Source organism: Pseudomonas sp. 1L-C-7-B-C1 (assembly GCF_057291635.1).
Map to the genome: position 1 here is coordinate 219,080 of NZ_JBXAWH010000003.1, position 22,085 is coordinate 241,164.

General features: G+C 62.5%; 18 protein-coding genes. 12 read left to right on the forward strand and 6 right to left on the reverse strand.

Annotated features, from left to right (window positions below; all coding sequences use genetic code 11):
- Nucleotides 1-50: 50 nt before the first annotated feature.
- From AC0Z8Z_RS06505 to AC0Z8Z_RS06525, 5 genes are all read left to right on the forward strand, one after another.
- The gene (locus AC0Z8Z_RS06505) at nucleotides 51-950 is read left to right on the forward strand and encodes a hydroxymethylglutaryl-CoA lyase (protein ID WP_485618485.1); all 900 of its coding nucleotides are present in this window, start codon (nucleotides 51-53) and stop codon (nucleotides 948-950) included.
- Between the two features lie 686 nt (nucleotides 951-1,636).
- Complete coding sequence (locus tag AC0Z8Z_RS06510; RefSeq protein WP_485618486.1) at nucleotides 1,637-2,800, forward strand: isovaleryl-CoA dehydrogenase; 1,164 nt, start codon at nucleotides 1,637-1,639, stop codon at nucleotides 2,798-2,800.
- A 16-nt stretch (nucleotides 2,801-2,816) separates the two neighbouring features.
- Nucleotides 2,817-4,424, forward strand: coding sequence for a carboxyl transferase domain-containing protein (locus tag AC0Z8Z_RS06515; RefSeq protein ID WP_485618487.1), 1,608 nt, complete (start codon nucleotides 2,817-2,819; stop codon nucleotides 4,422-4,424).
- A 16-nt stretch (nucleotides 4,425-4,440) separates the two neighbouring features.
- The gene (locus AC0Z8Z_RS06520) at nucleotides 4,441-5,262 is read left to right on the forward strand and encodes a gamma-carboxygeranoyl-CoA hydratase (protein WP_485618488.1); all 822 of its coding nucleotides are present in this window, start codon (nucleotides 4,441-4,443) and stop codon (nucleotides 5,260-5,262) included.
- The gene (locus AC0Z8Z_RS06525; RefSeq protein ID WP_485618489.1) at nucleotides 5,262-7,238 is read left to right on the forward strand and encodes an acetyl/propionyl/methylcrotonyl-CoA carboxylase subunit alpha; all 1,977 of its coding nucleotides are present in this window, start codon (nucleotides 5,262-5,264) and stop codon (nucleotides 7,236-7,238) included. Before AC0Z8Z_RS06520 ends, AC0Z8Z_RS06525 begins: the two co-directional genes overlap by 1 nt.
- A 346-nt stretch (nucleotides 7,239-7,584) precedes the next feature.
- On the opposite strand, the gene AC0Z8Z_RS06530 is transcribed toward AC0Z8Z_RS06525, so the two are convergent.
- On the reverse strand, nucleotides 7,585-11,070 hold the full coding sequence (locus AC0Z8Z_RS06530; RefSeq protein ID WP_485618490.1) for an indolepyruvate ferredoxin oxidoreductase family protein: 3,486 nt from the start codon (nucleotides 11,068-11,070) through the stop codon (nucleotides 7,585-7,587).
- Nucleotides 11,071-11,281: 211 nt separating this feature from the next.
- Between AC0Z8Z_RS06530 and AC0Z8Z_RS06535 the strand changes: the two genes are divergently transcribed.
- From AC0Z8Z_RS06535 to AC0Z8Z_RS06545, 3 genes are all read left to right on the forward strand, one after another.
- Nucleotides 11,282-11,749 carry an Lrp/AsnC family transcriptional regulator gene (locus tag AC0Z8Z_RS06535; protein ID WP_282373096.1) on the forward strand — a complete coding sequence of 156 codons (468 nt, stop codon included), beginning with the start codon at nucleotides 11,282-11,284 and terminating at the stop codon, nucleotides 11,747-11,749.
- Between the two features lie 436 nt (nucleotides 11,750-12,185).
- Entirely contained in the window at nucleotides 12,186-12,725 is a 540-nt protein-coding gene (locus tag AC0Z8Z_RS06540; protein ID WP_485618491.1) for a FecR/PupR family sigma factor regulator, read from the forward strand.
- Between the two features lie 166 nt (nucleotides 12,726-12,891).
- The gene (locus tag AC0Z8Z_RS06545) at nucleotides 12,892-14,034 is read left to right on the forward strand and encodes a M14 family metallopeptidase (protein ID WP_485618492.1); all 1,143 of its coding nucleotides are present in this window, start codon (nucleotides 12,892-12,894) and stop codon (nucleotides 14,032-14,034) included.
- 91 nt (nucleotides 14,035-14,125) lie between these two features.
- Here AC0Z8Z_RS06545 and AC0Z8Z_RS06550 read toward each other — a convergent pair whose 3' ends face one another.
- Together AC0Z8Z_RS06550 and AC0Z8Z_RS06555 are read right to left on the reverse strand one after the other, a co-directional pair.
- Nucleotides 14,126-14,671 carry a cytochrome b gene (locus AC0Z8Z_RS06550; protein WP_485618493.1) on the reverse strand — a complete coding sequence of 182 codons (546 nt, stop codon included), beginning with the start codon at nucleotides 14,669-14,671 and terminating at the stop codon, nucleotides 14,126-14,128.
- Nucleotides 14,668-15,753, reverse strand: coding sequence for a catalase family peroxidase (locus tag AC0Z8Z_RS06555; RefSeq protein WP_485618494.1), 1,086 nt, complete (start codon nucleotides 15,751-15,753; stop codon nucleotides 14,668-14,670). Before AC0Z8Z_RS06555 ends, AC0Z8Z_RS06550 begins: the two co-directional genes overlap by 4 nt.
- A 186-nt stretch (nucleotides 15,754-15,939) precedes the next feature.
- Here AC0Z8Z_RS06555 and AC0Z8Z_RS06560 point away from each other — a divergent pair, with 186 nt between their 5' ends.
- Nucleotides 15,940-16,452 (forward strand): RNA polymerase sigma factor, encoded by a 513-nt coding sequence (locus AC0Z8Z_RS06560; protein ID WP_485618495.1) that lies wholly within the window; start codon nucleotides 15,940-15,942, stop codon nucleotides 16,450-16,452.
- Nucleotides 16,449-17,195: an anti-sigma factor family protein gene (locus tag AC0Z8Z_RS06565; protein ID WP_485618496.1), complete on the forward strand. Its 747-nt coding sequence runs from the start codon at nucleotides 16,449-16,451 to the stop codon at nucleotides 17,193-17,195. Before AC0Z8Z_RS06560 ends, AC0Z8Z_RS06565 begins: the two co-directional genes overlap by 4 nt.
- A gap of 58 nt (nucleotides 17,196-17,253) precedes the next feature.
- On the opposite strand, the gene AC0Z8Z_RS06570 is transcribed toward AC0Z8Z_RS06565, so the two are convergent.
- Complete coding sequence (locus AC0Z8Z_RS06570; RefSeq protein ID WP_485618497.1) at nucleotides 17,254-18,849, reverse strand: lactate dehydrogenase; 1,596 nt, start codon at nucleotides 18,847-18,849, stop codon at nucleotides 17,254-17,256.
- Nucleotides 18,850-18,994: 145 nt separating this feature from the next.
- On the reverse strand, nucleotides 18,995-19,894 hold the full coding sequence (locus AC0Z8Z_RS06575; protein WP_485618498.1) for an AraC family transcriptional regulator: 900 nt from the start codon (nucleotides 19,892-19,894) through the stop codon (nucleotides 18,995-18,997).
- 156 nt (nucleotides 19,895-20,050) lie between these two features.
- Here AC0Z8Z_RS06575 and AC0Z8Z_RS06580 point away from each other — a divergent pair, with 156 nt between their 5' ends.
- Nucleotides 20,051-21,115: an aldo/keto reductase gene (locus AC0Z8Z_RS06580; protein ID WP_485618499.1), complete on the forward strand. Its 1,065-nt coding sequence runs from the start codon at nucleotides 20,051-20,053 to the stop codon at nucleotides 21,113-21,115.
- Between the two features lie 215 nt (nucleotides 21,116-21,330).
- Complete coding sequence (locus AC0Z8Z_RS06585) at nucleotides 21,331-21,579, forward strand: hypothetical protein (protein ID WP_485618500.1); 249 nt, start codon at nucleotides 21,331-21,333, stop codon at nucleotides 21,577-21,579.
- Here AC0Z8Z_RS06585 and AC0Z8Z_RS06590 read toward each other — a convergent pair.
- Nucleotides 21,554-22,045, reverse strand: a complete 492-nt coding sequence (locus tag AC0Z8Z_RS06590; protein WP_485618501.1) for a winged helix-turn-helix transcriptional regulator — start codon at nucleotides 22,043-22,045, stop codon at nucleotides 21,554-21,556. The genes AC0Z8Z_RS06585 and AC0Z8Z_RS06590 overlap by 26 nt on opposite strands.
- Nucleotides 22,046-22,085: the final 40 nt, after the last annotated feature.

Consider the following 22,085-nt stretch of genomic DNA (forward strand, 5'->3'; position numbering starts at 1 on the left):
ACCCGCTAGCACAAGAACCTAAAGTCAAAACTCTCAGGAACGATGCCGCTATGTCTCTCCCTCAACGTGTGCGTCTGGTTGAAGTCGGCCCTCGGGATGGCCTTCAGAACGAATCCCACCCAGTCAGCGTCAGCGACAAACTTCAATTGGTTCAGGATTTGACCGACGCTGGCGTGAGCTACATCGAAGCGGGCAGTTTCGTGTCGCCGAAATGGGTGCCGCAGATGGCCGGCTCCGCTGAACTGTTCGCCGGCATTCAGCGCAAGGACGGCGTGATCTACGCCGCGCTGGCCCCCAACCTGCGCGGCTTCGAAGACGCGCTGGCCGCCGGCGTGAAAGAAGTGGCCGTCTTCGCCGCTGCCTCGGAGGCATTCTCCCAGCGCAATATCAACTGCTCGATCAGCGAAAGCCTGGACCGGTTTCTGCCGATCATGGAAGCCGCGCGATTGCACGGCATCAGCGTGCGCGGCTACGTGTCCTGCGTGCTCGGTTGCCCCTATGAAGGTGACATCGCGCCGAAGCAAGTGGCGGCAGTCGCCAACGAGCTGTTCGCCATGGGCTGCTACGAGGTTTCCCTCGGCGACACCATCGGCACCGGCACGCCGGGCGCCACCCGCACGCTGTTCGACGTGGTGGCCGGGCAGATTCCGCGCGGCAAGCTGGCCGGGCACTTCCACGATACCTATGGCCAAGCACTGGCCAATATCTACGCCAGCCTGCTGGAAGGAATTCACGTGTTCGACAGCTCGGTGGCCGGCCTCGGCGGCTGCCCTTACGCCAAAGGCGCGACCGGCAACGTGGCCAGTGAGGACGTGGTTTACCTCCTGCACGGCCTTGGCATCGAAACCGGTATCGATCTGGACAAGCTCATTACCGCCGGTCAACGCATCAGCGACATCCTCGGTCGAGCAAACGGCTCGCGGGTGGCAAAGGCACGTTTGTCGGCCTGATGTGCGACAAGTTGTCACACAGTGTTACCCTGCCCGCCATCACGTTCAGGGAAACGGGTAACACGGAAACACCCGGCACAGATTCAGCAGTGAATCCAGGCCGGTGAAATCCGCAAAGCCCCGGAATCCGGGAACTCTGAAAAGTTGGCATGGCTTCTGCTATGTCTTACGTACAACAAAAATAACAAATGCAATAACCCAATAAAAACAAGACGTATCGGCTCTGACATAACAAGAACAACACGGACAGAGACGCAGCTAACTGATTTTTTTGGAGTGGATCGCTCTACTTGGGGCTTTGGCCTCACGATCGTACTGAGAACAATAAAACTGCGTTCAGGCAGCTACCAGGCGAGTCGGATCGAAAGATCGAAGCGGATCAGCGCTCAAAAAAATACGTTTGCTCTTGGCCCCCTATGGGGTCGCTCAAAAAAAGCAAAAAAGGCTGGCTGCCAAAAATAACAACAGGCCACCTAATAATAAAAAGAGCATGCAGTTGAAATTGAAGGGGAGCCCAGGCTCCCCTTCGTGCTATCCGGCATTTGTAAACCTCCCCTTCTACCTGTTCCAGCGGCCAGCACCTCGCCCCCGTTGACATCAACCCGACCGCAGGCTTACGTTAACGTAAAGGTGACACCGTTTATTCCCTCCTGACAGCCCTCCAATAACAACACGGGATGCAGTTCATGAATTACCCCACGCTCAACTTCGGCCTCGGCGAAACCCTCGACATGCTGCGCGACCAAGTGCGCGCCTTCGTGGCCGCCGAGCTCGCCCCGCGCGCTGCCCAGATCGACAAAGACAATCTCTTTCCCGCCGACATGTGGCGCAAGTTCGGCGACATGGGCCTCCTGGGTATTACCGTCGATGAGCAGTATGGCGGCGCCGGCCTCGGCTACCTGGCCCACGTCATCGCCATGGAAGAAATCAGCCGGGGCTCCGCCTCCGCGGCGTTGTCCTACGGCGCTCACTCCAATCTTTGCGTCAACCAGATCAACCGCAACGGCACGCCCGAACAGAAAGCCCGCTACCTGCCCAAGCTGATCAGCGGCGAGCACGTCGGCGCCCTCGCCATGAGCGAACCCAACGCCGGTTCCGACGTGGTCTCGATGAAGCTGCGCGCCGACCGACGCGGCGACCGTTTCGTGCTCAACGGCAGCAAAACCTGGATCACAAACGGCCCTGACGCCAACACTTACGTGATCTACGCCAAGACCGACCTGGAAAAAGGCGCCCACGGCATCAGCGCGTTCATCGTCGAGCGCGACTGGCACGGCTTCTCTCGCGGCAACAAGTTCGACAAGCTCGGCATGCGCGGCTCCAACACCTGCGAGCTGTTCTTCGATGACGTCGAGGTGCCGGAAGAAAACCTGCTGGGCACGCTCAACGGTGGAGTGAAGGTGCTGATGAGCGGCCTGGATTACGAGCGCGTTGTGCTTTCGGGCGGGCCGGTCGGGATCATGCAGGCGTGCATGGACGTGGTGCTGCCGTACATTCACGACCGCAAACAGTTCGGCCAGAGCATCGGCGAGTTCCAGCTGATCCAGGGCAAGGTCGCTGACATGTACACCCAGCTCAACGCCAGCCGCGCCTACCTGTACGCCGTAGCCCAGGCCTGCGAGCGCGGCGAGACCACGCGCAAGGACGCCGCCGGGGTGATCCTCTACACCGCCGAACGGGCGACCCAGTTCGGCCTGGACACCATCCAGATTCTCGGCGGCAACGGCTACATCAACGAATTCCCGGCCGGACGACTGCTGCGTGATGCCAAGCTCTACGAGATCGGCGCCGGCACCAGCGAGATCCGCCGCATGCTGATCGGCCGCGAGCTGTTCAACGAAACCCGCTGACCGCGCCGGAGGCTCCATGACCATTCTGCACACCCGGATCAACCCGCGTTCGCCGGAATTCGCCAGCAACAGTGACGCCATGCGCACGCAACTCGACGCCCTGCACAGCCTGCTCGACCACGTCCAGCGCGGTGGCGGTGCGAAGGCGCAGGAACGCCACACCTCCCGGGGCAAGCTGCTGCCCCGGGAGCGGATCAATCGCTTGCTCGACCTCGGCTCGCCCTTCCTCGAACTCAGCCAGCTCGCCGCCCATGACGTGTATGGCGAAGACGTCCCGGCCGCCGGGCTGATCGCCGGCATTGGCCGGGTTGAAGGCGTCGAATGCATGATCATCGCCAACGACGCGACGGTGAAAGGCGGCACGTATTACCCGCTCACGGTGAAAAAACACCTTCGCGCCCAGACCATCGCCCAGCAAAACCGCTTGCCGTGCATCTATCTGGTGGACTCCGGTGGCGCCAACTTGCCCCGCCAGGACGAAGTGTTCCCGGACCGCGAACACTTCGGCAGGATCTTCTTCAATCAGGCCAACCTGAGCGCCGAAGGTATCGCCCAGATCGCCGTGGTCATGGGCTCCTGCACCGCTGGCGGCGCCTATGTGCCGGCCATGGCCGACGAAACCATCATGGTCCGCGAGCAGGCAACCATCTTCCTTGCCGGGCCGCCGCTGGTGAAAGCCGCCACAGGCGAAGTGGTGAGCGCCGAGGACCTTGGCGGGGCCGATGTGCATTGCCGGGTTTCCGGCGTTGCTGATCACTACGCCGACAGCGATGATCACGCCTTGGCCCTGGCACGACGCTGCGTGGCCAACCTGAACTGGCGCAAGCTTGGCCAGTTGCAGACCCGCCCGCCCCAGGCACCGCTGTATGCCGATGACGAGCTGTACGGCGTGATCCCGGCAGACGCCAAGCAGCCGTTCGACGTGCGAGAAGTCATCGCGCGGCTGGTGGACGGTTCGGTGTTCGATGAATTCAAGGCGCTGTTCGGCACCACGCTGGTCTGCGGCTTCTCCCACCTGCACGGTTACCCGATCGCCATCCTCGCCAACAACGGCATCCTTTTCGCCGAGGCTGCCCAGAAAGGCGCGCACTTCATCGAACTGGCCTGCCAGCGCGGCATTCCGCTGCTGTTTCTGCAGAACATTACCGGCTTCATGGTTGGCCAGAAGTACGAGGCCGGCGGTATCGCCAAGCACGGCGCCAAGCTGGTCACCGCCGTGGCCTGTGCGAAAGTCCCCAAGTTCACAGTGATCATCGGCGGCAGCTTCGGCGCAGGTAACTACGGCATGTGCGGCCGCGCCTATGACCCGCGCTTTCTGTGGATGTGGCCCAACGCGCGGATCGGCGTCATGGGTGGCGAACAGGCGGCCGGGGTGCTGGTGCAGGTCAAGCGCGAGCAGGCTGAACGCAGCGGCCAGACCTTCAGCGCTGAGGAAGAAGCCGCGCTGCGCCAGCCGATTCTCGATCAGTACGAGCATCAGGGTCATCCCTGGTATTCCAGCGCCCGGCTGTGGGACGACGGTGTCATCGACCCCGCCCAGACCCGCGACATTCTCGGCCTGGCCATCAGCGCCTCGCTCAACGCCGCCATCGAACCGACCCGCTTCGGCGTGTTCCGGATGTGACCCGAGAGAATCGCCCATGAATGATTTCGCCACCCTCGACATCGCCCTCGACCCACGCGGGTTCGCCACGCTCTGGCTCAATCGGGCGGAGAAGAACAACGCGTTCAACGCGCAGATGATTCGCGAGCTGATCATTGCTCTGGATCAGCTGCAGCGGGACGACAGCCTGCGATTTCTGCTGTTGCGGGGACGCGGCCGACACTTTAGCGCCGGTGCCGACCTCGCCTGGATGCAGGAGTCGGCCAACCTCGACTACAACACCAACCTGGGCGACGCCCGCGAACTCGGCGAGTTGATGTACAACTTGGCCAAGTTCAAGGCGCCGACCCTCGCCGTGGTGCAAGGCGCGGCCTATGGTGGCGCGCTGGGCCTGATCAGTTGCTGCGACATGGCCATCGGCGCTGAAGACGCCCAGTTCTGCCTCTCGGAAGTGAAGATCGGGCTCGCCCCGGCGGTGATCAGCCCGTTTGTGGTGCAAGCCATCGGCGAACGTCATGCGCGACGCTATGCGCTGACCGCCGAACGCTTCGACGGCACCCGGGCGCGGGAAATCGGCCTCTTAGCCGAGTGTTACCCGGCCGCCGAGCTGGAGCAGCACCTGGAACACTGGATCGCCAACCTGCTGCTCAACAGCCCCCAGGCCATGCGGGTCAGCAAAGGCCTGCTGCGCGAAGTCGCCGACGGTGAGCTGACCCCTGCCCTGCGCCGCTATTGCGAAAACGCCATTGCGCGCATCCGCGTCAGCGCCGAAGGCCAGGAGGGTCTGCGGGCGTTTCTGCAAAAGCGCGAGCCCGCCTGGCGCGGCCAGCCACGCAACCCACAAAGAGAGTCGCACTGATGAGCGTCCCGCACACCCAACCGCTGACTTCGGTGCTGATCGCCAACCGCGGCGAAATCGCCTGCCGCGTCATGCGCACGGCCAAGGTCATGGGCCTGACCACTGTCGCCGTGCACAGCGCCACCGACAGCAACGCGCGGCACGTTCGCGAGGCCGACATCGCAGTGAATCTCGGTGGCAGCAAGGCCAGCGAGAGCTACCTGCAAATTGACAAGCTGATAGAGGCCGCCAAGGCCAGTGGCGCCCAGGCCATTCACCCCGGTTACGGGTTTCTCTCGGAAAACGCAGGCTTTGCCCGGGCAGTGGAACAGGCCGAACTGATTTTCCTCGGCCCGCCCGCCTCGGCCATTGACGCCATGGGCAGCAAATCGGCGGCCAAGTCGCTGATGGAAACCGCTGGCGTGCCGCTGGTGCCCGGCTACCACGGTGACGCGCAGGATGCCGCGACCTTCCGCGAAGCGTCCGCCCGCATCGGCTATCCGGTGCTGCTCAAGGCCACGGCCGGCGGTGGCGGTAAAGGCATGAAGGTGGTCGAGCGCGACGAGGACCTGGCCGAAGCGCTGGCCTCGGCGCAACGGGAGGCACAGTCGTCCTTCGGCGATTCCCGCATGCTTGTCGAAAAGTACGTGCTCAAGCCACGCCACGTGGAGATTCAGGTATTCGCTGACCAGCACGGGCACTGCTTGTACCTCAACGAGCGCGACTGCTCGATTCAGCGCCGTCACCAGAAGGTCGTCGAAGAAGCCCCGGCGCCGGGCCTGACACCACAGATGCGTCAGGCCATGGGCGAAGCGGCGGTGCGTGCGGCTCAGGCGATTGGCTACGTCGGTGCCGGCACGGTGGAGTTTCTGCTGGACGCCCGGGGCGATTTCTTCTTCATGGAAATGAACACGCGCCTGCAAGTCGAGCACCCGGTGACCGAGGCGATTACCGGGCTGGACCTGGTGGCCTGGCAGATTCGGGTGGCCGAGGGCGAGCCGCTGCCGATCACCCAGGCCGAAGTGCCGCTGAACGGTCACGCGATTGAAGTGCGGTTGTATGCGGAAGACCCGGCCAACGACTTTCTGCCCGCCACCGGGACGCTGGCGCTGTATCGCGAATCGTCGCCGGGGCCGGGCCGTCGCGTCGACAGCGGCGTCGCGGAAGGTGACGTAGTTTCGCCGTTCTACGACCCGATGCTCGGCAAACTGATCGCCTGGGGCGAGACCCGTGAACAAGCGCGCTTGCGGCTGCTGGCGATGCTCGACGAATTCGCCATCGGCGGCCTGAGGACCAATCTTGCGTTTCTGCGCCGCATTATCGCGCACCCGGCCTTCGCCCAAGCCGAGCTGGACACCGGATTTATCGCTCGTTACCAGGAAGATCTGCTGCCAGCGGCCGAGGGCTTGACCGAGGAATTCTGGCAGCTGGCGGCGCAGGCGTACCTGATCACTGCGGCGGTGACGATCAGATCCGACGACGCCCATTCGCCGTGGTTGACCACCCGCGGTCTGCGACTTGGCGGCCCAAGCGAAGTGACATTGCACCTGGCGTGTGGTGCAGAGTCCCGAAGCATGGTGATGCGGAGTGATTCGCAGCAAGGCGTTCGTTTGAGCGGCGAGCACTTGGTGATCGAGCGGGATGGCGTGCGCCGGCAGACCATCGCAATCCGTCGGGCCGACACGCTTTACCTGCAATGGCAGGGCGATGTGCATGCGATCCGCTCGGTTGACCCGATTGCCGAGGTGGATGTGAGCCAAGGTCATCAAGGCGGCCTCACCGCCCCCATGAACGGCAGCATCGTTCGGGTGCTGGTCAGCGTGGGCGAACAGGTGCAGATCGGCACGCCGCTGGTGGTGCTGGAAGCAATGAAAATGGAACACAGCATCCGCGCGAACGCAGCGGGCACCGTTGCAGCGCTGTATTGTGCCGAAGGCGAGATGGTCAAGGAAGGGACAGTGCTGGTGGAGCTCGCCGCTGTGGTAGACGGCGAATGACAGGCTGCCGACTCCCGTAATGTAGGACCGGCTTCAGCCGGGAAAGCGGCAGTGGGGACACCACACAATTGAGGGTGTTAACACTGGCCTCTTCCCGGCTAAAGCCGGTCCTACTATTGCACAGCGTGCAACCAGTGAGATTGTGTGGGTTTCACCCACGCATCGCGGGCATGCAATGAGATCGAGCGTGAACTCAAATGTAGGACCGGCTTTAGCCGGGAAGGCGACAGTGGTTGCACCGCGAGATTGAGGGTGCGCACACTGGCCTCTTCCCGGCTAAAGCCAGTCCTACCAAGCGATGCATCCATTGCGGTAGGAGGAGGCCTGACCGACCTCCTCCCATTCCTTATGCCGCTACCTCATACAACTTAAGCACTTCAACTTCGCCACTGACCAGGCTCTGGCGCATCCGCGCCGCCTGCAGTGCCCCTGCCTTCATGGCGCTTTCCTTGACGTGACCATAACCGCGAATGCGTTCCGGGAGCCGCGCAAGACTCAGTGCCGTTTGCCGGTTGCTCGCGCTCAGGTGGCCGAGGATCAGCTCGATGTCGCCCACGTACGCATCAATCAGCTCGCGCTCCTGGCGACGCTCGACGCTGCGGCCGAACGGATCGAGCACCGTGCCGCGCAGGAATTTGAAACGCGCCAGCACATCGAATGCCTTCAACATCCACGGCCCGAAGCTGCGTTTGCGCGGCACGCCACTCTTCGGATCACGCTTGGCCAGCCAGGACGGTGCCAAGTGAAACTCGATGCGGTAATCGCCCTCAAACTGCGCTTCAAGCTGACGGGTGAAGTCGCCGTTGCTGTACAGCCGCGCCACTTCGTACTCGTCCTTGTAGGCCAGCAGCTTGAAGTAGTTGAAGGCCACCGCCTCGGTCAACGCAGGCGGCTGGCCCGGGAACAGCCGCGCTTCGGCATCCCGCACCCGATTCACCAGCGTCAGGTAACGCTCGCTCAACGCGCCGTTCTGATAGGCGATCAAACCATGGACGTTGCGTGTGACGCGCTCCTCAAGGGTCAGGTGTTCGGGGTCCGGCGTTGGCTGGCTCTGCGGATTGGCGGCCGCTTGCACCGCAGGGAGGTCAAACGCTGCACGGCGCCCCCACAGAAACGCTTGCTGGTTCAGATTGACCGCCACGCCGTTAAGCTCGATGGCTTTTTCGATGGCCGCAGAGGTCAACGGAATCAGCCCCAGCTGAAAGGCATAACCCAGCATAAAGAGGTTGCTGGCAATGCTGTCGCCCATCAATTTGGTCGCCAGGTCCGTCGCCTGCACAAAGTGCGTTTTGTCGGCGCCGACGGCTTCGCGGATGGTCTGCATCATCGCTTCGGCGGGGAACTCCGCGTCGGGGTTTCGGGTGAACTCAGCGGTCGGCGTCTGCTGACTGTTGATGACCGCATGGGTTTTTGCGCTGTTGAGCTTGGCGATGGCATCAGGGCCTGATGCCACCAGCAGATCACAACCCAGCAGCAGATGCGCCTCACCGGCCGCGATGCGCACGGCGAACAGATCTTCCTGGCGCGCGGCGATACGAATGTGGCTGACCACCGGGCCGAACTTTTGTGCCAGACCGGCCTGGTCGAGCACGCTGCAGCCCTTGCCTTCCAGATTGGCCGCGTAACCGAGCATCGCACCCACGGTGGTCACGCCCGTACCGCCCACTCCCGGCAACAGAATGTTGTAGGGCTCAGCGAGGCTTGGCAGCGTCGGCTGCGGCAGTTCAGCGAACGCCTGGGCCTGCTTGGGCAACTGCGGCTTGCGCAGCTTGCCGCCGTGGACGGTCACAAAGCTTGGGCAAAAACCCTCGACGCAGCTGAAGTCCTTGTTGCACGCGCTCTGGTCGATCTCGCGCTTGCGCCCTTCCGGAGTTTCCTTCGGCAGCACCGACAGACAGCCCGACTTGACGCCGCAATCGCCGCAGCCTTCGCACACGGCCGGGTTGATGATGGCGCGCTTGTCCAGATCGACCATCGTGCCGCGCTTGCGGCGACGGCGTTTTTCCGTGGCGCAAGTCTGATCGTAAATAATCACCGACACGCCTTTGAACTCACGCAACTCGCGCTGCACCGCGTCCAGATCGCTGCGATGGTGGAAAGTGGTAATCGGCGCAAACTGCTCGCGGCTCGGGTATTTCTCCGGCTCGTCCGAGACCAGGGCAATACGCTGTACGCCCTCGTTGAACACCTGCCGGCTGAGCTGATCGACGCGCAAGACGCCGTCGATGGGCTGGCCGCCGGTCATGGCGACGGCGTCGTTATAGAGAATCTTGTAGGTGATGTTGACCTTGGACGCGACCGCCGCCCGCAGCGCCAGATGCCCGGAGTGAAAGTAGGTGCCGTCGCCCAGATTCTGAAACACGTGGGGCGTTTCGGTGAACGGCGCCTGGCCGATCCAGGTCACGCCCTCGCCGCCCATCTGGGTGAACGTCTCGGTTTCCCGGTCCATCCAGATCGTCATGTAATGGCAGCCGATACCGGCCAGGGCGCGACTGCCCTCCGGTACGCGGGTCGAGGTGTTGTGCGGGCAGCCTGAACAGAAGTGCGGCGTGCGCTGGGTCTTGAACAGCGGCGCGGCCAGGGCTTTCTCCTTGTCGGCGAGAAACTGCAGGCGGGCGTCGATTTTCGGGCTGCTGTAGATCGGCGCAAGGCGTTTGGCGATGACCCGGGCGATCATCGCCGGCGTCAGTTCGGCCAGGTTCGGCAACAGCGAACGGCCTTCTTCATCAAACTCACCGACCACACGGGGGCGCTGATCCACCGGCCAGTTGTACAGCTGACCGGTGAGCTGATCCTCGATCACGCTGCGTTTTTCCTCGACCACCAGGATCTCGTCCAGGCCTTCCGCGAAGCCGTGCACCGACACCGGCTCCAGCGGCCAGCTCATGCCGACCTTGAGCACACGAATGCCCACCGACGCGCACAGGTCTTCGTCGATGCCCAGCTCTTCCAGGGCCTGACGCACGTCGAGGTACGACTTGCCGGTGGTAATGATGCCCAGGCGCGGCTGTGGCGAATCGATCACCACCTTGTTGAGATTGTTGGCCCGGGCGAACGCGCGGGCGGCGTAGATTTTATAGGTGTTGAGGCGCGCCTCTTGAGCGAGGGGCGGGTCGGGCCAGCGAATGTGCAGGCCGCCTTCGGGAATCTGGAAGTCTTCGGGGATCTGCGTCTGGATGCGCAGCGGATCGACCTCAACCACGGCCGAGGAATCGACGTTTTCGGCGATGGTTTTCATCGCCACCCAGCAACCGCTGTAGCGCGAAAGCTCCCAGCCGATGATGCCGTAATCGAGGATTTCCTGGACGTTGCTGGGGTTGAGCACCGGGATCATCGAGGCGATGAAGGCGTGTTCGCTCTGGTGCGCAATGGTCGAGGATTTACAGCCGTGGTCGTCGCCGGCGAGGATCAGCACCCCGCCCTTTTCGGCGACGCCGGCCGAGTTGCCGTGCTTGAACACGTCGCCGCAACGGTCAACGCCCGGTCCCTTGCCGTACCACAGGGCGAAGACGCCGTCGTATTTGCCGTGTGGGAATAGATTGACTTGCTGACTGCCCCAGACCGCCGTCGCGGCGAGCTCTTCGTTGACGCCGGGCTGGAAATGAATGGCGTTCTGCTGGAGATAATCCTTGGCGTCCCAGAGGCTCTTGTCGAGGTTGCCCAGCGGCGAGCCGCGATAGCCCGAGATAAAGCCGGCGGTGTTGAGCCCGCGGGCTTCGTCGCGCTGCTTCTGCAGCATCGGCAGGCGGGTCAGCGCCTGGGTTCCGGTCAGGTACAGATTGCCGGTTGCGAGTCGGTACTTATCGTCCAGACGAATATCGGCCAGGGACATTCAGGCACTCCTTTATTTTTATTAGTGCGTTTTGAATGCGGCGCCAGCGGCGTTTGCAGCCTTACGAGCGCCTCGCCGTCAGGACGGTTCAGCCCAACGGTCACAGACAAAATACTGCCTGCCCGACGGAGGCTTTTTCTTCCTAAATCGATGCAAATCTGCTCATATCGTGCATGCCCGTTCCCGTTCAAGAATAAAAAAGGGTCAATTCATGCAGGTTAAGCTCAGCCCCATCGATCGCAAGATCCTCCGTCTGTTGCAGCACGACGCCAATCTCTCCGCCGCGGAGATCGCCGAGCGTGTCGAACTCTCCCAATCCCCCTGCTGGCGGCGCATCAATCGTCTGGAAGAAGAAGGCATCATCGAACGCAAGGTCGCCCTGCTTAACCCGGCCAAGCTCGGGCTGACCATGACCGTGTTCGTCGACGTCAAGCTGTCCGGCCACGGGCGCAAATACCTGACCGAATTTGAAGAGGCGATCACCGGATTTCGCGAAGTGCTGGAGTGCTACACCATGGCCGGGGACATGGATTTCCTGCTCAAGGTGGTGGTGCAGGACATCGCCAGCTACGAGCGATTTCTGCGCGATCACCTGCTGCAGAGCCCCCATGTGCACGAAGCGCATTCGAACATTGCGATGAGCGTGGTGAAGCGCACGACAGAATTGCCAATCGACTAGGCTGCCGATGGACTGAGGCGGAGGCAAAAGCCGCCCACGGGAAAACTCTTTTCACTGGGGCGCGAAAAAAGCATTGACTCTCAAATGGGAATGATTATTATTGAGCGCAACCGGTCGCGAGACTGGTTGGTAACCCAGAAGCCTTAGGTCGGCTTCCGGATTATCTCCTCATCAGGCTAATCACGGTTTTTGACCCGGCTCATAGCCGGGTCTTTTTTTTATGCCCTTTTCGGGTCTGGGTTCGGTCGGGTGTTGCGTCTTCAGGCTAATGAAGAGGGTTCGACAGTGATCTGTCTTTTCGATGGCGCGCATCATAGCAAATGGATCGAGCGATGGGCTGTTGCCGCTGTCAAAAATTGACACATTCAGTAAGAACTTCCGAATTCACGACGTTGTTTTCCGCGACCGCCGCTATTCAAACAGTGAGCAAGACGCCATGACTCAGCTCCTCGACTCGTTGATAACCAACTCTCCCGTGTCGCCCGCCTTGGGCACAAGCGCCGAAACCGACCTGTACCGACGCCGTCTGCAGCGTCTGCCGCGCAGGGTTCAGCAGGTCTTTCTGCTGAGCCGCCTCGACGACCTGTCTTACACCGATATCGCCCGCCTGCTTGACGTGGACGCCAGCACCGTCGAACGCTGCATGACGGTTGCGCTTGAGCACTGCGTCAGCGAGACCGCCGGACATGACCCGTCCCGTGCGATTCTGCTGCAAGCGTTGCGCTGGTACGTGCACCTGCAAAGTCCCCAGGCCACGGCCAGTCAGCGCATCGAGTTTCGTCACTGGCTCGACGCCGACCCTCGGCACCTGGCGGCGTTTCAGCACAGCGAGCAGTTCTGGCGCACGCTCCATGCACCGGCCGCGATTCTGGGTGCCAGTGGTTGGCATCGGCGCAAACCGCGCGCCTACGTCGGCTGGTTGCTGGTCACGGTGCTGCTGTGTGGTCTGCTGGTCACCGCCGAGGCCTACAGCTGAGGCAAACCCTGACTCTTTCGCGAAATATTCTGTCGCGGTCCTTCAACCTGATGCGTGTAAAGTAACCGTCATAACAGCCCAGCGAGACAATCAGGCCCTGCGTCGATTGCCTCCCGATGGCGTTGCGACGGCCTCGCAATGATAACCACGTACTCAGGACGCTCCCGTGACTCAAACCGCCCTTACCATCTCCGCCGATTTCGACAGCGGTAACATCGTCATGCTCGACGCCAGCAACCCGAAAGCGGTGCAACTGGCGATTCGCCCTGACACCAAGAGCGCGCACTTCCAGTGGTTCCATTTCAAGGCTGAAGGCCTGCACATCGGCGAGCCCCACGGCTTCAGCCTGACCAACGCCGGCGAGTCCAGCTACAACGGCGCCTGGACCGGCTACAACGCAGTGGCCTCCTACGACCAGAAAACCTGGTTCCGCGTACCGAGCCAGTTCAACGGCAAGGCGCTGAACTTCGAGCTGACGCCCAGCGAATCCCAGGTGTGGTTCGCCTACTTCGAACCCTACAGCCGCGAGCGCCACGACTGGCTGGTGGAAGAGGCGCTGAACAAGGCCGGCACCGAGCTGCTGGCCACCGGCAAGAGCGTCGAGGGCCGAGACATTCCGCTGCTGCGCAAGGGCGACGGCGCTGCGGGCAAACGCAACATCTGGATCATCGCGCAGCAGCACCCCGGCGAGCACATGGCCGAGTGGTTCATGGAAGGCATCATCGAACGGCTACAGGAAAACGACCCTGAGTTGCAGGCCTTGCTGGCCTCGGCGGACCTGTATCTGGTGCCGCACATGAACCCGGACGGTTCGTTCCACGGGCATCTGCGCACCAACGCCCACGGCAAGGACCTTAATCGCGCATGGCAGGACACGACCCCCGAGCTCAGCCCGGAAGTGTTCTTCGTCAAAGCGCAGATGGAAAAATATGGCGTGGACATGTTCCTCGACGTCCACGGCGATGAGGAAATCCCCTACGTCTTCACCGCTGCCTGCGAAGGCAATCCGGGGTACACCGACAAGCAGGCGCAACTGGAAGCGGATTTCCGCGCGCGGTTGAGCGGCCTGACCCGGGACTTTCAAAGCAAATATGGCTATCCGAAATCGGCGCCGGGCCAGGCCAACATGAACCTGGCGTGCAACAGCGTCGGCGAGCGCTACAAGTGCCTGTCGCTGACCCTGGAAATGCCGTTCAAGGACAACGATGACGCGCCGGATGTCGTCACCGGCTGGTCAGGCCAGCGCTCGAAACAGCTGGCCCGTGATGTGCTGACCACGCTGGGGCAGATGGTGTCGGTGCTGCGCTGAGGCGTGAGCTGACAGTTCTCAGCATCCAGAAACAGCATCGCCAGCAGGGTGTGCCCGCTGGCGATGGCGTCAATCGCAGTGACGACACGCATTAATCCCGCGATTTCCCCCGCAGCATGCTGTCCAGCACCTCATCCCTCCTCACCCAGCCGTGAAACAGCGCGGCGGCCAGATGCGCCAGAATTGTCAGGAAAAACAGGTACGCCAAATAGGCGTGGGCCTTGCGCAGCAGCGCGAAGGTGTCCGGGTTGGCCGAGACGATGGACGGCAGGCGCACCGAACTGCCGAGCATGACCGGATCCCCGGCGGCGGAAATCATCGCCCAGCCAATCAGCGGCATCGCCAGCATCAGCGCGTACAGCACGTAATGGGACAGCTTGGCCGCCAGTGCCTGCACGGCCGGCAAGTCAGCCGGGAGCGGCGGCGTCTGAGTGGTCACACGGACGATGATCCTGACGATGACCAGCAGCAGAATCGCGATGCCCAAGGGCTTGTGCAGGTTCAGCAGCCACTCGTGCCGCTCGGACACCGAGGCGACCATGCCGGCGCCGATGAACAGCATGGCGATGACCATCAGCGCCATTAGCCAGTGCAACAGCCGCGCCAGTGGGGCGAAATGCTTGACGGGCGTACTCATGGCTGTTTCTCCTGGGCAGGTTCGGCTTTCAGCTGATCGACTTCACCGGTGCGACGCATGTACGACGCGGCGTAGGCGGCCGAACGCGCAGCGAGCAGCGGGTCATCCGAGCCTTCAATACCATTGGGCAGGATCAACGGATCGTAATTGATATCGCGGCAGTCGCCGCTCAGTTGCGGGCTGTCGGCATTGACGACCAGCGTCCCGGCGTCGACGGTCTTGTGCTCACCGGACCAGGCCTTGGACGCATCGTTGGTCGGGTCCTGAGGGTTGGCCAGCGTCAGCACCAGCTTCCAGCGTTGCGGGCCACTGGCGAGTCGTTCGCTGAGGTCCTTGTCCAGATATTCCTTGGCGTCGGGCGCAGGCGCCGTATCCGTGGCTTCCGGCACCAGACTCCAGCGCACGGCCTGACGCTTGCCGCTGGCATCCACCAGCACGAATGCGTTGATGCTGTTGTAAGTTTCAGTGGCGAAGCTGGCCGAAGGCTTGGCGGTCTTGACCCAGGCCAGAAACGGCTGGGCTTCCGGGTGCGCGGCAAAGAACGCCGGGGGTTTCGCCGGGTCGGGCTTGCCGGTTTTCGGGTCAGGCCCGGTGGCGATCTGCAGATCGACAAACGCCTCGGGCGTCGCGACCGGAAACACCGGCATGCTGTTCATGCCGGTGCGCCATTGCTGACCGTTGGGCTGGGTGAACTGCACGGCAAAGCTGCGCAACGGCGCGGCGCTGTCGGGGGAATAAGGGTTGCCGGTGGGCACCGCCAGACGCCCTATCACCGGGGTGCGCCCGCTGGCGAAAACTTCAGCTTTGGACAGGCTGGCAGCGGCGCCGTTGCTCTCGAAGTAGCCAGCAACACAGATGCCTTTCGGGTGGTTGCGACGGTAACCGGGGTGGACACCATTGTTGCGTTCGAACACGTCAACGACGCGCGCCGGCGTCAGTCGCTGTGGGTCGAGGCTGCCATTGACGTAGGCGAAAGCACCTGCAGCAATCAGTACGATCAGGCCAATGCCGCCCAGGCGCGCCAGTTTTGCCGATGTGCTCAACGGCGGTTTACGGGGGGATGGTGGTTCACGGTCAATCATCGATAATACTCCGGGCTTCTAGCCTCTTGAACTGCGGGTGATGTGGGACGCACTGAGCACGTCTTTATTCCAGGCACCGAACTTTATTTCTGCAACAAGGGAATATCTTGCTGCGTTGTGCGTCTTTCTACTTTGCCAGGTCGCTACTACGGCCTACCGATCCTGTCGATCGCTCAGGAAACGCCCATGCACGATGTCGATGACCAACTACGCGAGTTGCTGCCACGCCTGCGCCGTTTCGCGGTTTCACTGACCCGTGACCCCAGCAGTGCCGATGATCTGGTCCAGTCGAGTCTCGAAAAAGCCCTGTCATCCTGGAGCGGCAAACGGCCCGAGGGTGACCTGCGTGCGTGGCTGTTCTCCATTCTTTATAGGCAATTTCTCGACGCCCATCGGCGCTCGCGCCGATATAGCCGGATGTTGGAGTTGTTTACCGGGAATTCGCACGACCCACACACGCCGTCGGCGGAGCGCACGATCGTGGCTCAGACCACGTTGCAGGCGTTCGAGAGCCTGAGCGCCGAACAGCGCGCGCTGCTGCTGGCGGTTTCGGTCGAAGGCTTGAGCTACAAGGAAGTGGCGCTGATGCTCGATGTGCCCATTGGCACCGTCATGTCTCGTTTGTCCCGCGCGCGTCAGGCGTTGCGCCTGCTCAGCGAAGGCGAGATCACCACCCCTGCCCTGCGAATACTCAAATGATCACACTGCCCCCTAGCGAACGCGATCTTAATGCTTACGTCGATGGCCAGCTCAATGAGGCCGACCGGGCGACGATGGACACTTACCTCGCCGCAAACCCGGCGTTGTTGCAACGGCTTCAAGGCTGGCAGCAGGACGCCCACAGCCTGCGCGCCGGATTGAGCGGCGAGCTGCATCGGATGCCCAATCCGCAGCTGGACCCGAGCGCGATTCGCCGGCGGATCGCACAGCAACGTACGCGTCGGATTGCAACGGCGGCAGCGCTGTTGGTTGCCGTGAGTCTCGGCGGCGCCGGCGGCTGGCAAGCGAGGAATATGTCCATAGGCCACGCCAATCCGCCGATGGCCGATGCCGTGCAGGCTTACCGGTTGTTCGCGGGCAACGCGGAGATGGCAAGCGATTGGAGCGCCACGAAAACCCGCGACGTACAGGGCTGGCTCGACACCCACTTCGCCCGGGCCAATCGGCTGCCGGATCTGGCGTCGGCAGGGTTTAAACCGGTCAGCGGACGCCTCACCACCACTGAACAGGGCCCGGCAGCCATGGTGGTGTACCGGGACGAACAGGGTCGCGCCTTGAGTTTTTACATCCGCCCGCCCGGCGAATTAAACAAGCTGCTCCCCCGTGGCTCCCGTCGCGACGGCGACCTGCAAGCGGATTACTGGTCAGGCGGTGGCTATAACTATGCAGTGGTCGGACCCGCCGACGACCCGGCGGCGCAGGCGGCGCGCCGGGCTTTTTGAGCGGCGTTGGCCGGGAAGGTGTCGGACAGCGCGCTGCACAACCGAGGCTGTAGCGCTGTCAGCCATTGAGCCTCGACGGCTCGCTCTGCAGCAGCACCCTGGCATGAATCCCGGCCAGGGTGTCTTTCAGGGTCGAGGTCCCGCGGCCCTGTCTGGCTTCTTTGTCCTGTTGCAACGCCTGTTGCAGCACGCTGAGGAAGTTCTGGGTCTTGGAGGTGGAGATCGGCGTGTGCGTCTCTTTTTCCAGGCGGCCCAGCACATACTTGGAAATACGCGTCGACTGGCTGGCCGACTGACTCACCGTCGCGTCCACCAGCTCGCCTTTCTTATAGCCGATGCTGGTCTTGCTGCTGGCCTGGTCGCTGATCTGGTAATACAGGTAATTCTGCGTTTTCGGGTCGGTGCTCAGGTCCAGCTTTTGCCCGCCGGGCAGTGGCTTGTGAAAACTCGCCGTGAGCTGGGATTGCTGGGCCTGGACAATGGTGCGATTCAATTGGTCGCGGCCTTTGGACTGGGTCGCCTGGGACAAGGTATAGGCAAAGGAATCAAGCTCACCGGGCCGACCCGGGTTGCCTTCGACACTCTTCTCGCTGACCGACGCGCTGAAGTCGCCCAGCCCGGTCAACAGGCCGTGGTCCGTGTCGGTCAGCTCGATGGAACTCACCGTCTGCGGCGCTGCTGAAACGCGGGTTTCGGGGTAATTGGAGTGCAGCGTTTTGAACGCGTCCTCGAACATGGACAGCAGCTGCGCGTCGCCGTCACCGCGTTTGCGCGCCGCGTCGATCTGGCTGACATAGCCCTCCAGCGCCCTGGCCTGCTGGCCGCTGTCACCACGAATGGCCGCGTTTTTCAGGTCCACCGAAAGATCGAGATTGCCCAGCGCGCCATTCATGCGCACCGAACGCTGGTCGGCATCGGCGTGCAGTTCAAGGGTCTGGGCGCTGCCGTCTTCAAGCTTGAGGCTGGTTTTCAAATCGACGGAGGCGAAAGCCTTGGCGTCGAAATGGGTCAGGGCGTCCAGCTTCAGGGTCGGCGGTTTCGAGGTCAGGCCGTCGATGGCCGACTGAAAACCGTCCGCCATGGCGTTCAGTGCGCTCATCTCGTCGTCGCTGAGGTCGCCGCCGCTCACTTGGGCCTGCACCGCCAGACCGTCGTCCTGACTGGAAAGGCTCAGCTCGATGGTTTTGCCGCTGGCGGTTTTCAGGGTCAGGCTGATGCTGTTGGCCGGATTACTGCGCAGGCGGTCCTGGGCAGCAGCGAGCTCTGCAGGCTCCAGCGCTTTACCGGTGGAGGAACGCAGCACCGATTGGGAAATATTCTGGCCGGTCTGGGCCAACTGACTGAGCAGCGTTGCACCCAGGCCCTGGAAGCGACCCGCAGTAGCGGAGGTGCTGAAATTGCCCGTCATGGCCAGCGAGACGTTGTCCTGCCGGGTGTACTCCCAGGCCGGCGGGACGCTGGCGTCGGGCATCAGGCCTCGGACGTTGTAGACCAACGGGGCGCTGACCGTGTTGTCCTGTCCGAGCATGACAACGGACGACGGCGTGGCACTGGTGGTGGCAGCAGCGGCGTTCTCATTGAGCGCGACGGTGGCCGCCGGCTTGATCACCGGCATCAACTGGGCGGTTGAAATGACCGAAGAAATCGCTGACATGGCACTTCCCTGTTCAAGTGAGTAATAGACTTCCTGAACAGGGTGTCGGCGGACACTTTTGTAACTTGAGCGATACAAACCCGAGCCACACCGGCACCGGTGAGCGTCGTGCAGTGGGCCTCTCGAGATTGAAACCGGAGTCAACTCAGGACAGGGCCACCGGCGCCTCTTGACGCAGACGTCGCGCATCCTGTGCCGGTGGCACACCGAACAGGCGCCGGTAATCCCGACTGAACTGCGACGGGCTTTCATACCCGACGCGGTAGCCAGCGGCCGCCGCATCAACAGCCTCTGCCACCATTAGCCGTTGCGCTTCCTGCAGTCGCAATTGACTGCGAAACGCCAGCGGGCTCATGGACGTTACTGCTTTGAAATGCGTGTGAAAGGTCGAGCGGCTCATGCCCGCCACCTCGGCCATGTCCTCGATCCGACAGCCCTCCGTGTAATGCCCGCGCAGCCAGGCGATGGCCTTGGCAATCTGGCGCAGACGGCTGTCGGCGTTGGCCAGTTGGCGGAGCACGCCGTGGCCGCTGCCGGTCAGCAACCGGTAGAGAATCTCGCGCACGGCCAGGGGTGCGAGCTCGTCGATGTGTTGGGGCGTGTCCAGCAGGCGGGCAAGCCGCACTGCCGCCTCGAACAGCTCGGGACTGGTGTCGTTGAGTTCGATACCGGCCGCCGGCACGGCGCTCCTGTCAGCTGGCGCCGGGTGTCGCAACGCCAGATCGCTCAGGGCCGTCATGTCCAGGTCAAGCACCAGACACAGGTAAGGCTCGCGCTCGCTGGCCTCAATCACCGAGCCCATGACCGGAACGTCGATGGAGGCCACCAGGTAACTGGCGGCGTCGTAGACAAAAGACCGGCCGCCGGCGATCACGCGCTTGCGACCCTGGGCGATGAGGCACAGCGTCGGTTCGTAGACCACTGGCATCGCCACGGTAGGTGCAGCGGCCCGCGCCAGGCTTACGCCCGGAATGGCCGTTGAATGCAGGCCATCCTCTGCAGCATGGCGGCTGATGAGGTCAACCAGTGTGGACAACGCGGTCATGGTTGCTCCGTTGTACGGATAAAGCAGAGGCCGGCAAAGAAGCCACCGATCGGATAATCGTGCAAGAGCGCGGGACGATCCGCCTACGGCGTGATTCGCAGTGTTCGGCAGACTGAGGCCCTGAAGCATTCCACTCCATCACTCAAGGAAGCCATCATGCCCACTCTCAATGCACTCGACCACTACCGCCTGCTCGGACGATCGGGGATGCGCGTTTCACCCCTTTCCCTTGGCACCATGACGTTCGGCTCCGACTGGGGCTGGGGTTCCGATGAAGCCGAGGCCCGGCAGATTTTCGACACCTACGTCGACCACGGCGGCAACTTCATCGACACCGCCGTCAACTACACCAACGGCGCGTCCGAGCGAATCCTCGGCCAGTTTCTCAAGCACAAACGGGATCGTCTGGTGGTCGCCACCAAGTACACCATGGCTCGCGACCCGGGCGATCCCAACTCCGGCGGCAATCATCGGATGAACCTCACTCGTTCGGTGGAGACCAGCCTGAAGCAACTGGACACCGACCGGATCGAGCTGCTCTACCTGCATGCGTGGGATTTCACCACGTCTGCCGATGACGTCATGCGTGCACTGGATGACCTCGTTCGCGCCGGCAAGGTGTTGTACCTCGGCATTTGTAACACCCCGGCGTGGAAAGTCGCCGAGCTGCAGACCCTCGCAACCCTCAGGGGCTGGGCGCCGCTGGTGGCCCTGCAAATCGAATACAGCCTGGTCGAGCGCAGTGTCGAGCATGAGCTGATGCCCATGGCACAGGCGATGGGCCTTGGCGTGTTGCCGTGGTCGCCGTTGGGCGGCGGCATTCTGACCGGCAAATACACCCGAGAAGATTTGCAGCAACCGAGCGAAGCCGGCGTATCCGCGACCCGCAAAGGAGTGATCAGCTCGTCGGGCCATATGAACGAGCGGTCCCTGCAGATCGCCAGCGCCGTGGTCGACGTCGCTCATGACATCGGCGCCACACCCTCCCAGGTGGCTCTGGCCTGGACGCTCCTCAACCCGGCGGTGGTCGCGCCGGTCATGGGCGCAAGAACCCTTGCCCAGGCCCACGACAACCTTGGGGCTCTGGCGTTGGGTCTGAACCCCGAACACGTCGCGCGCCTGAACGAGGCCAGCACGCCGGAGCCGATATTCCCGGGCCGATTCGTCAACCAGCCGATGGTTCAGCAGTTGATATTCGGCGGCGCCCCCGTGCGCAAATAAACCGGAGCGCCCCCCTCACGTGGGGGGGGCACTTGATGGCCCTCTTGATCGCAATAAAACGCCGAAAGCGATGGCAGCAAGGGGTGTCACTTCATTATTTTGTTTCCGCTGGTGGGATCTGCGCCCTAACTCGGCCACAATACGCACCGATCCCAGGCTCCAGGGCTTTACGCCTTTCGGTTCGCCGCAAAACCCGACACCCCCAGGACTCAACAATGCCTCAAGAGCGAATCGCTGCACTTCGGCTTCCCAAACCCATTCAAGGTGCGATCGATGATCTGGTGCGCGCGTTGAACGCCGCCACCACCAAGGAAGAACTCGAACGCGAGGCCGCCATGGAAATCAGCTTCATCCTCAGCCTTGAGACCAGCAAACGCCTGCGCCCGGCCGATGTAGAAACGCTGTACATGATCTTTGACGACGCCGTGCAGGCACGGCTCAGCCAACTGGCGGATCGGTCCTGACCGGATTGGCCGCAACCCCCCTCACCTGCGCGTCGTAGCGTTCGCGCGCAGCCGTAAAGCCCTCCGCCTGTTCGATGACCCAGGTCCACAGCGGGATCATCTGCACCAGCAAGCCCATGCCCAGTTCGGTCAGCCCGTACTCGACGCGCAAGGGTTTCTCGCCGAAGTCATGACGACTGATCAGCCCGTCGCGCTCCAACTGCCGCAGTGTGTGGGTCAGCATGCGTTGGGTGACGCCGTGCAGCTGTCGCCGCAACTCGGCGTGACGCAACGGGCTGCTCACGCCGAGCGCATGCACCACGCCCAGTGACCACCGGTTGCCGGAGTGGCCGAGGATATCGCGCTTGAGCCCGTCTTCATCGTCGCTGAGCGCACGACAGGCGTCCTGCGAACGCCGAACGATTTCCTGAGCATCCAGGCCGCTCGGTATCACCGCTGTGCCTACTTTTTGCCCGCCGATGTCCATGACAAGATCCCCAGCCTCACGTTAAGTGCGTCAAACAGGG

Coding starts and splice junctions, on each gene's coding strand:
- AC0Z8Z_RS06575 (WP_485618498.1), bottom strand. CDS start 19,894: ATGACCGCGTTGTCCACACTGGTTGACCTCATCAGCCGCCATGCTGCA.
- AC0Z8Z_RS06590 (WP_485618501.1), bottom strand. CDS start 22,045: ATGGACATCGGCGGGCAAAAAGTAGGCACAGCGGTGATACCGAGCGGC.
- AC0Z8Z_RS06565 (WP_485618496.1), top strand. CDS start 16,449: ATGATCACACTGCCCCCTAGCGAACGCGATCTTAATGCTTACGTCGAT.
- AC0Z8Z_RS06570 (WP_485618497.1), bottom strand. CDS start 18,849: ATGTCAGCGATTTCTTCGGTCATTTCAACCGCCCAGTTGATGCCGGTG.
- AC0Z8Z_RS06555 (WP_485618494.1), bottom strand. CDS start 15,753: ATGATTGACCGTGAACCACCATCCCCCCGTAAACCGCCGTTGAGCACA.
- AC0Z8Z_RS06580 (WP_485618499.1), top strand. CDS start 20,051: ATGCCCACTCTCAATGCACTCGACCACTACCGCCTGCTCGGACGATCG.
- AC0Z8Z_RS06550 (WP_485618493.1), bottom strand. CDS start 14,671: ATGAGTACGCCCGTCAAGCATTTCGCCCCACTGGCGCGGCTGTTGCAC.
- AC0Z8Z_RS06525 (WP_485618489.1), top strand. CDS start 5,262: ATGAGCGTCCCGCACACCCAACCGCTGACTTCGGTGCTGATCGCCAAC.
- AC0Z8Z_RS06520 (WP_485618488.1), top strand. CDS start 4,441: ATGAATGATTTCGCCACCCTCGACATCGCCCTCGACCCACGCGGGTTC.
- AC0Z8Z_RS06510 (WP_485618486.1), top strand. CDS start 1,637: ATGAATTACCCCACGCTCAACTTCGGCCTCGGCGAAACCCTCGACATG.
- AC0Z8Z_RS06540 (WP_485618491.1), top strand. CDS start 12,186: ATGACTCAGCTCCTCGACTCGTTGATAACCAACTCTCCCGTGTCGCCC.
- AC0Z8Z_RS06560 (WP_485618495.1), top strand. CDS start 15,940: ATGCACGATGTCGATGACCAACTACGCGAGTTGCTGCCACGCCTGCGC.
- AC0Z8Z_RS06585 (WP_485618500.1), top strand. CDS start 21,331: ATGCCTCAAGAGCGAATCGCTGCACTTCGGCTTCCCAAACCCATTCAA.
- AC0Z8Z_RS06535 (WP_282373096.1), top strand. CDS start 11,282: ATGCAGGTTAAGCTCAGCCCCATCGATCGCAAGATCCTCCGTCTGTTG.
- AC0Z8Z_RS06515 (WP_485618487.1), top strand. CDS start 2,817: ATGACCATTCTGCACACCCGGATCAACCCGCGTTCGCCGGAATTCGCC.
- AC0Z8Z_RS06530 (WP_485618490.1), bottom strand. CDS start 11,070: ATGTCCCTGGCCGATATTCGTCTGGACGATAAGTACCGACTCGCAACC.
- AC0Z8Z_RS06505 (WP_485618485.1), top strand. CDS start 51: ATGTCTCTCCCTCAACGTGTGCGTCTGGTTGAAGTCGGCCCTCGGGAT.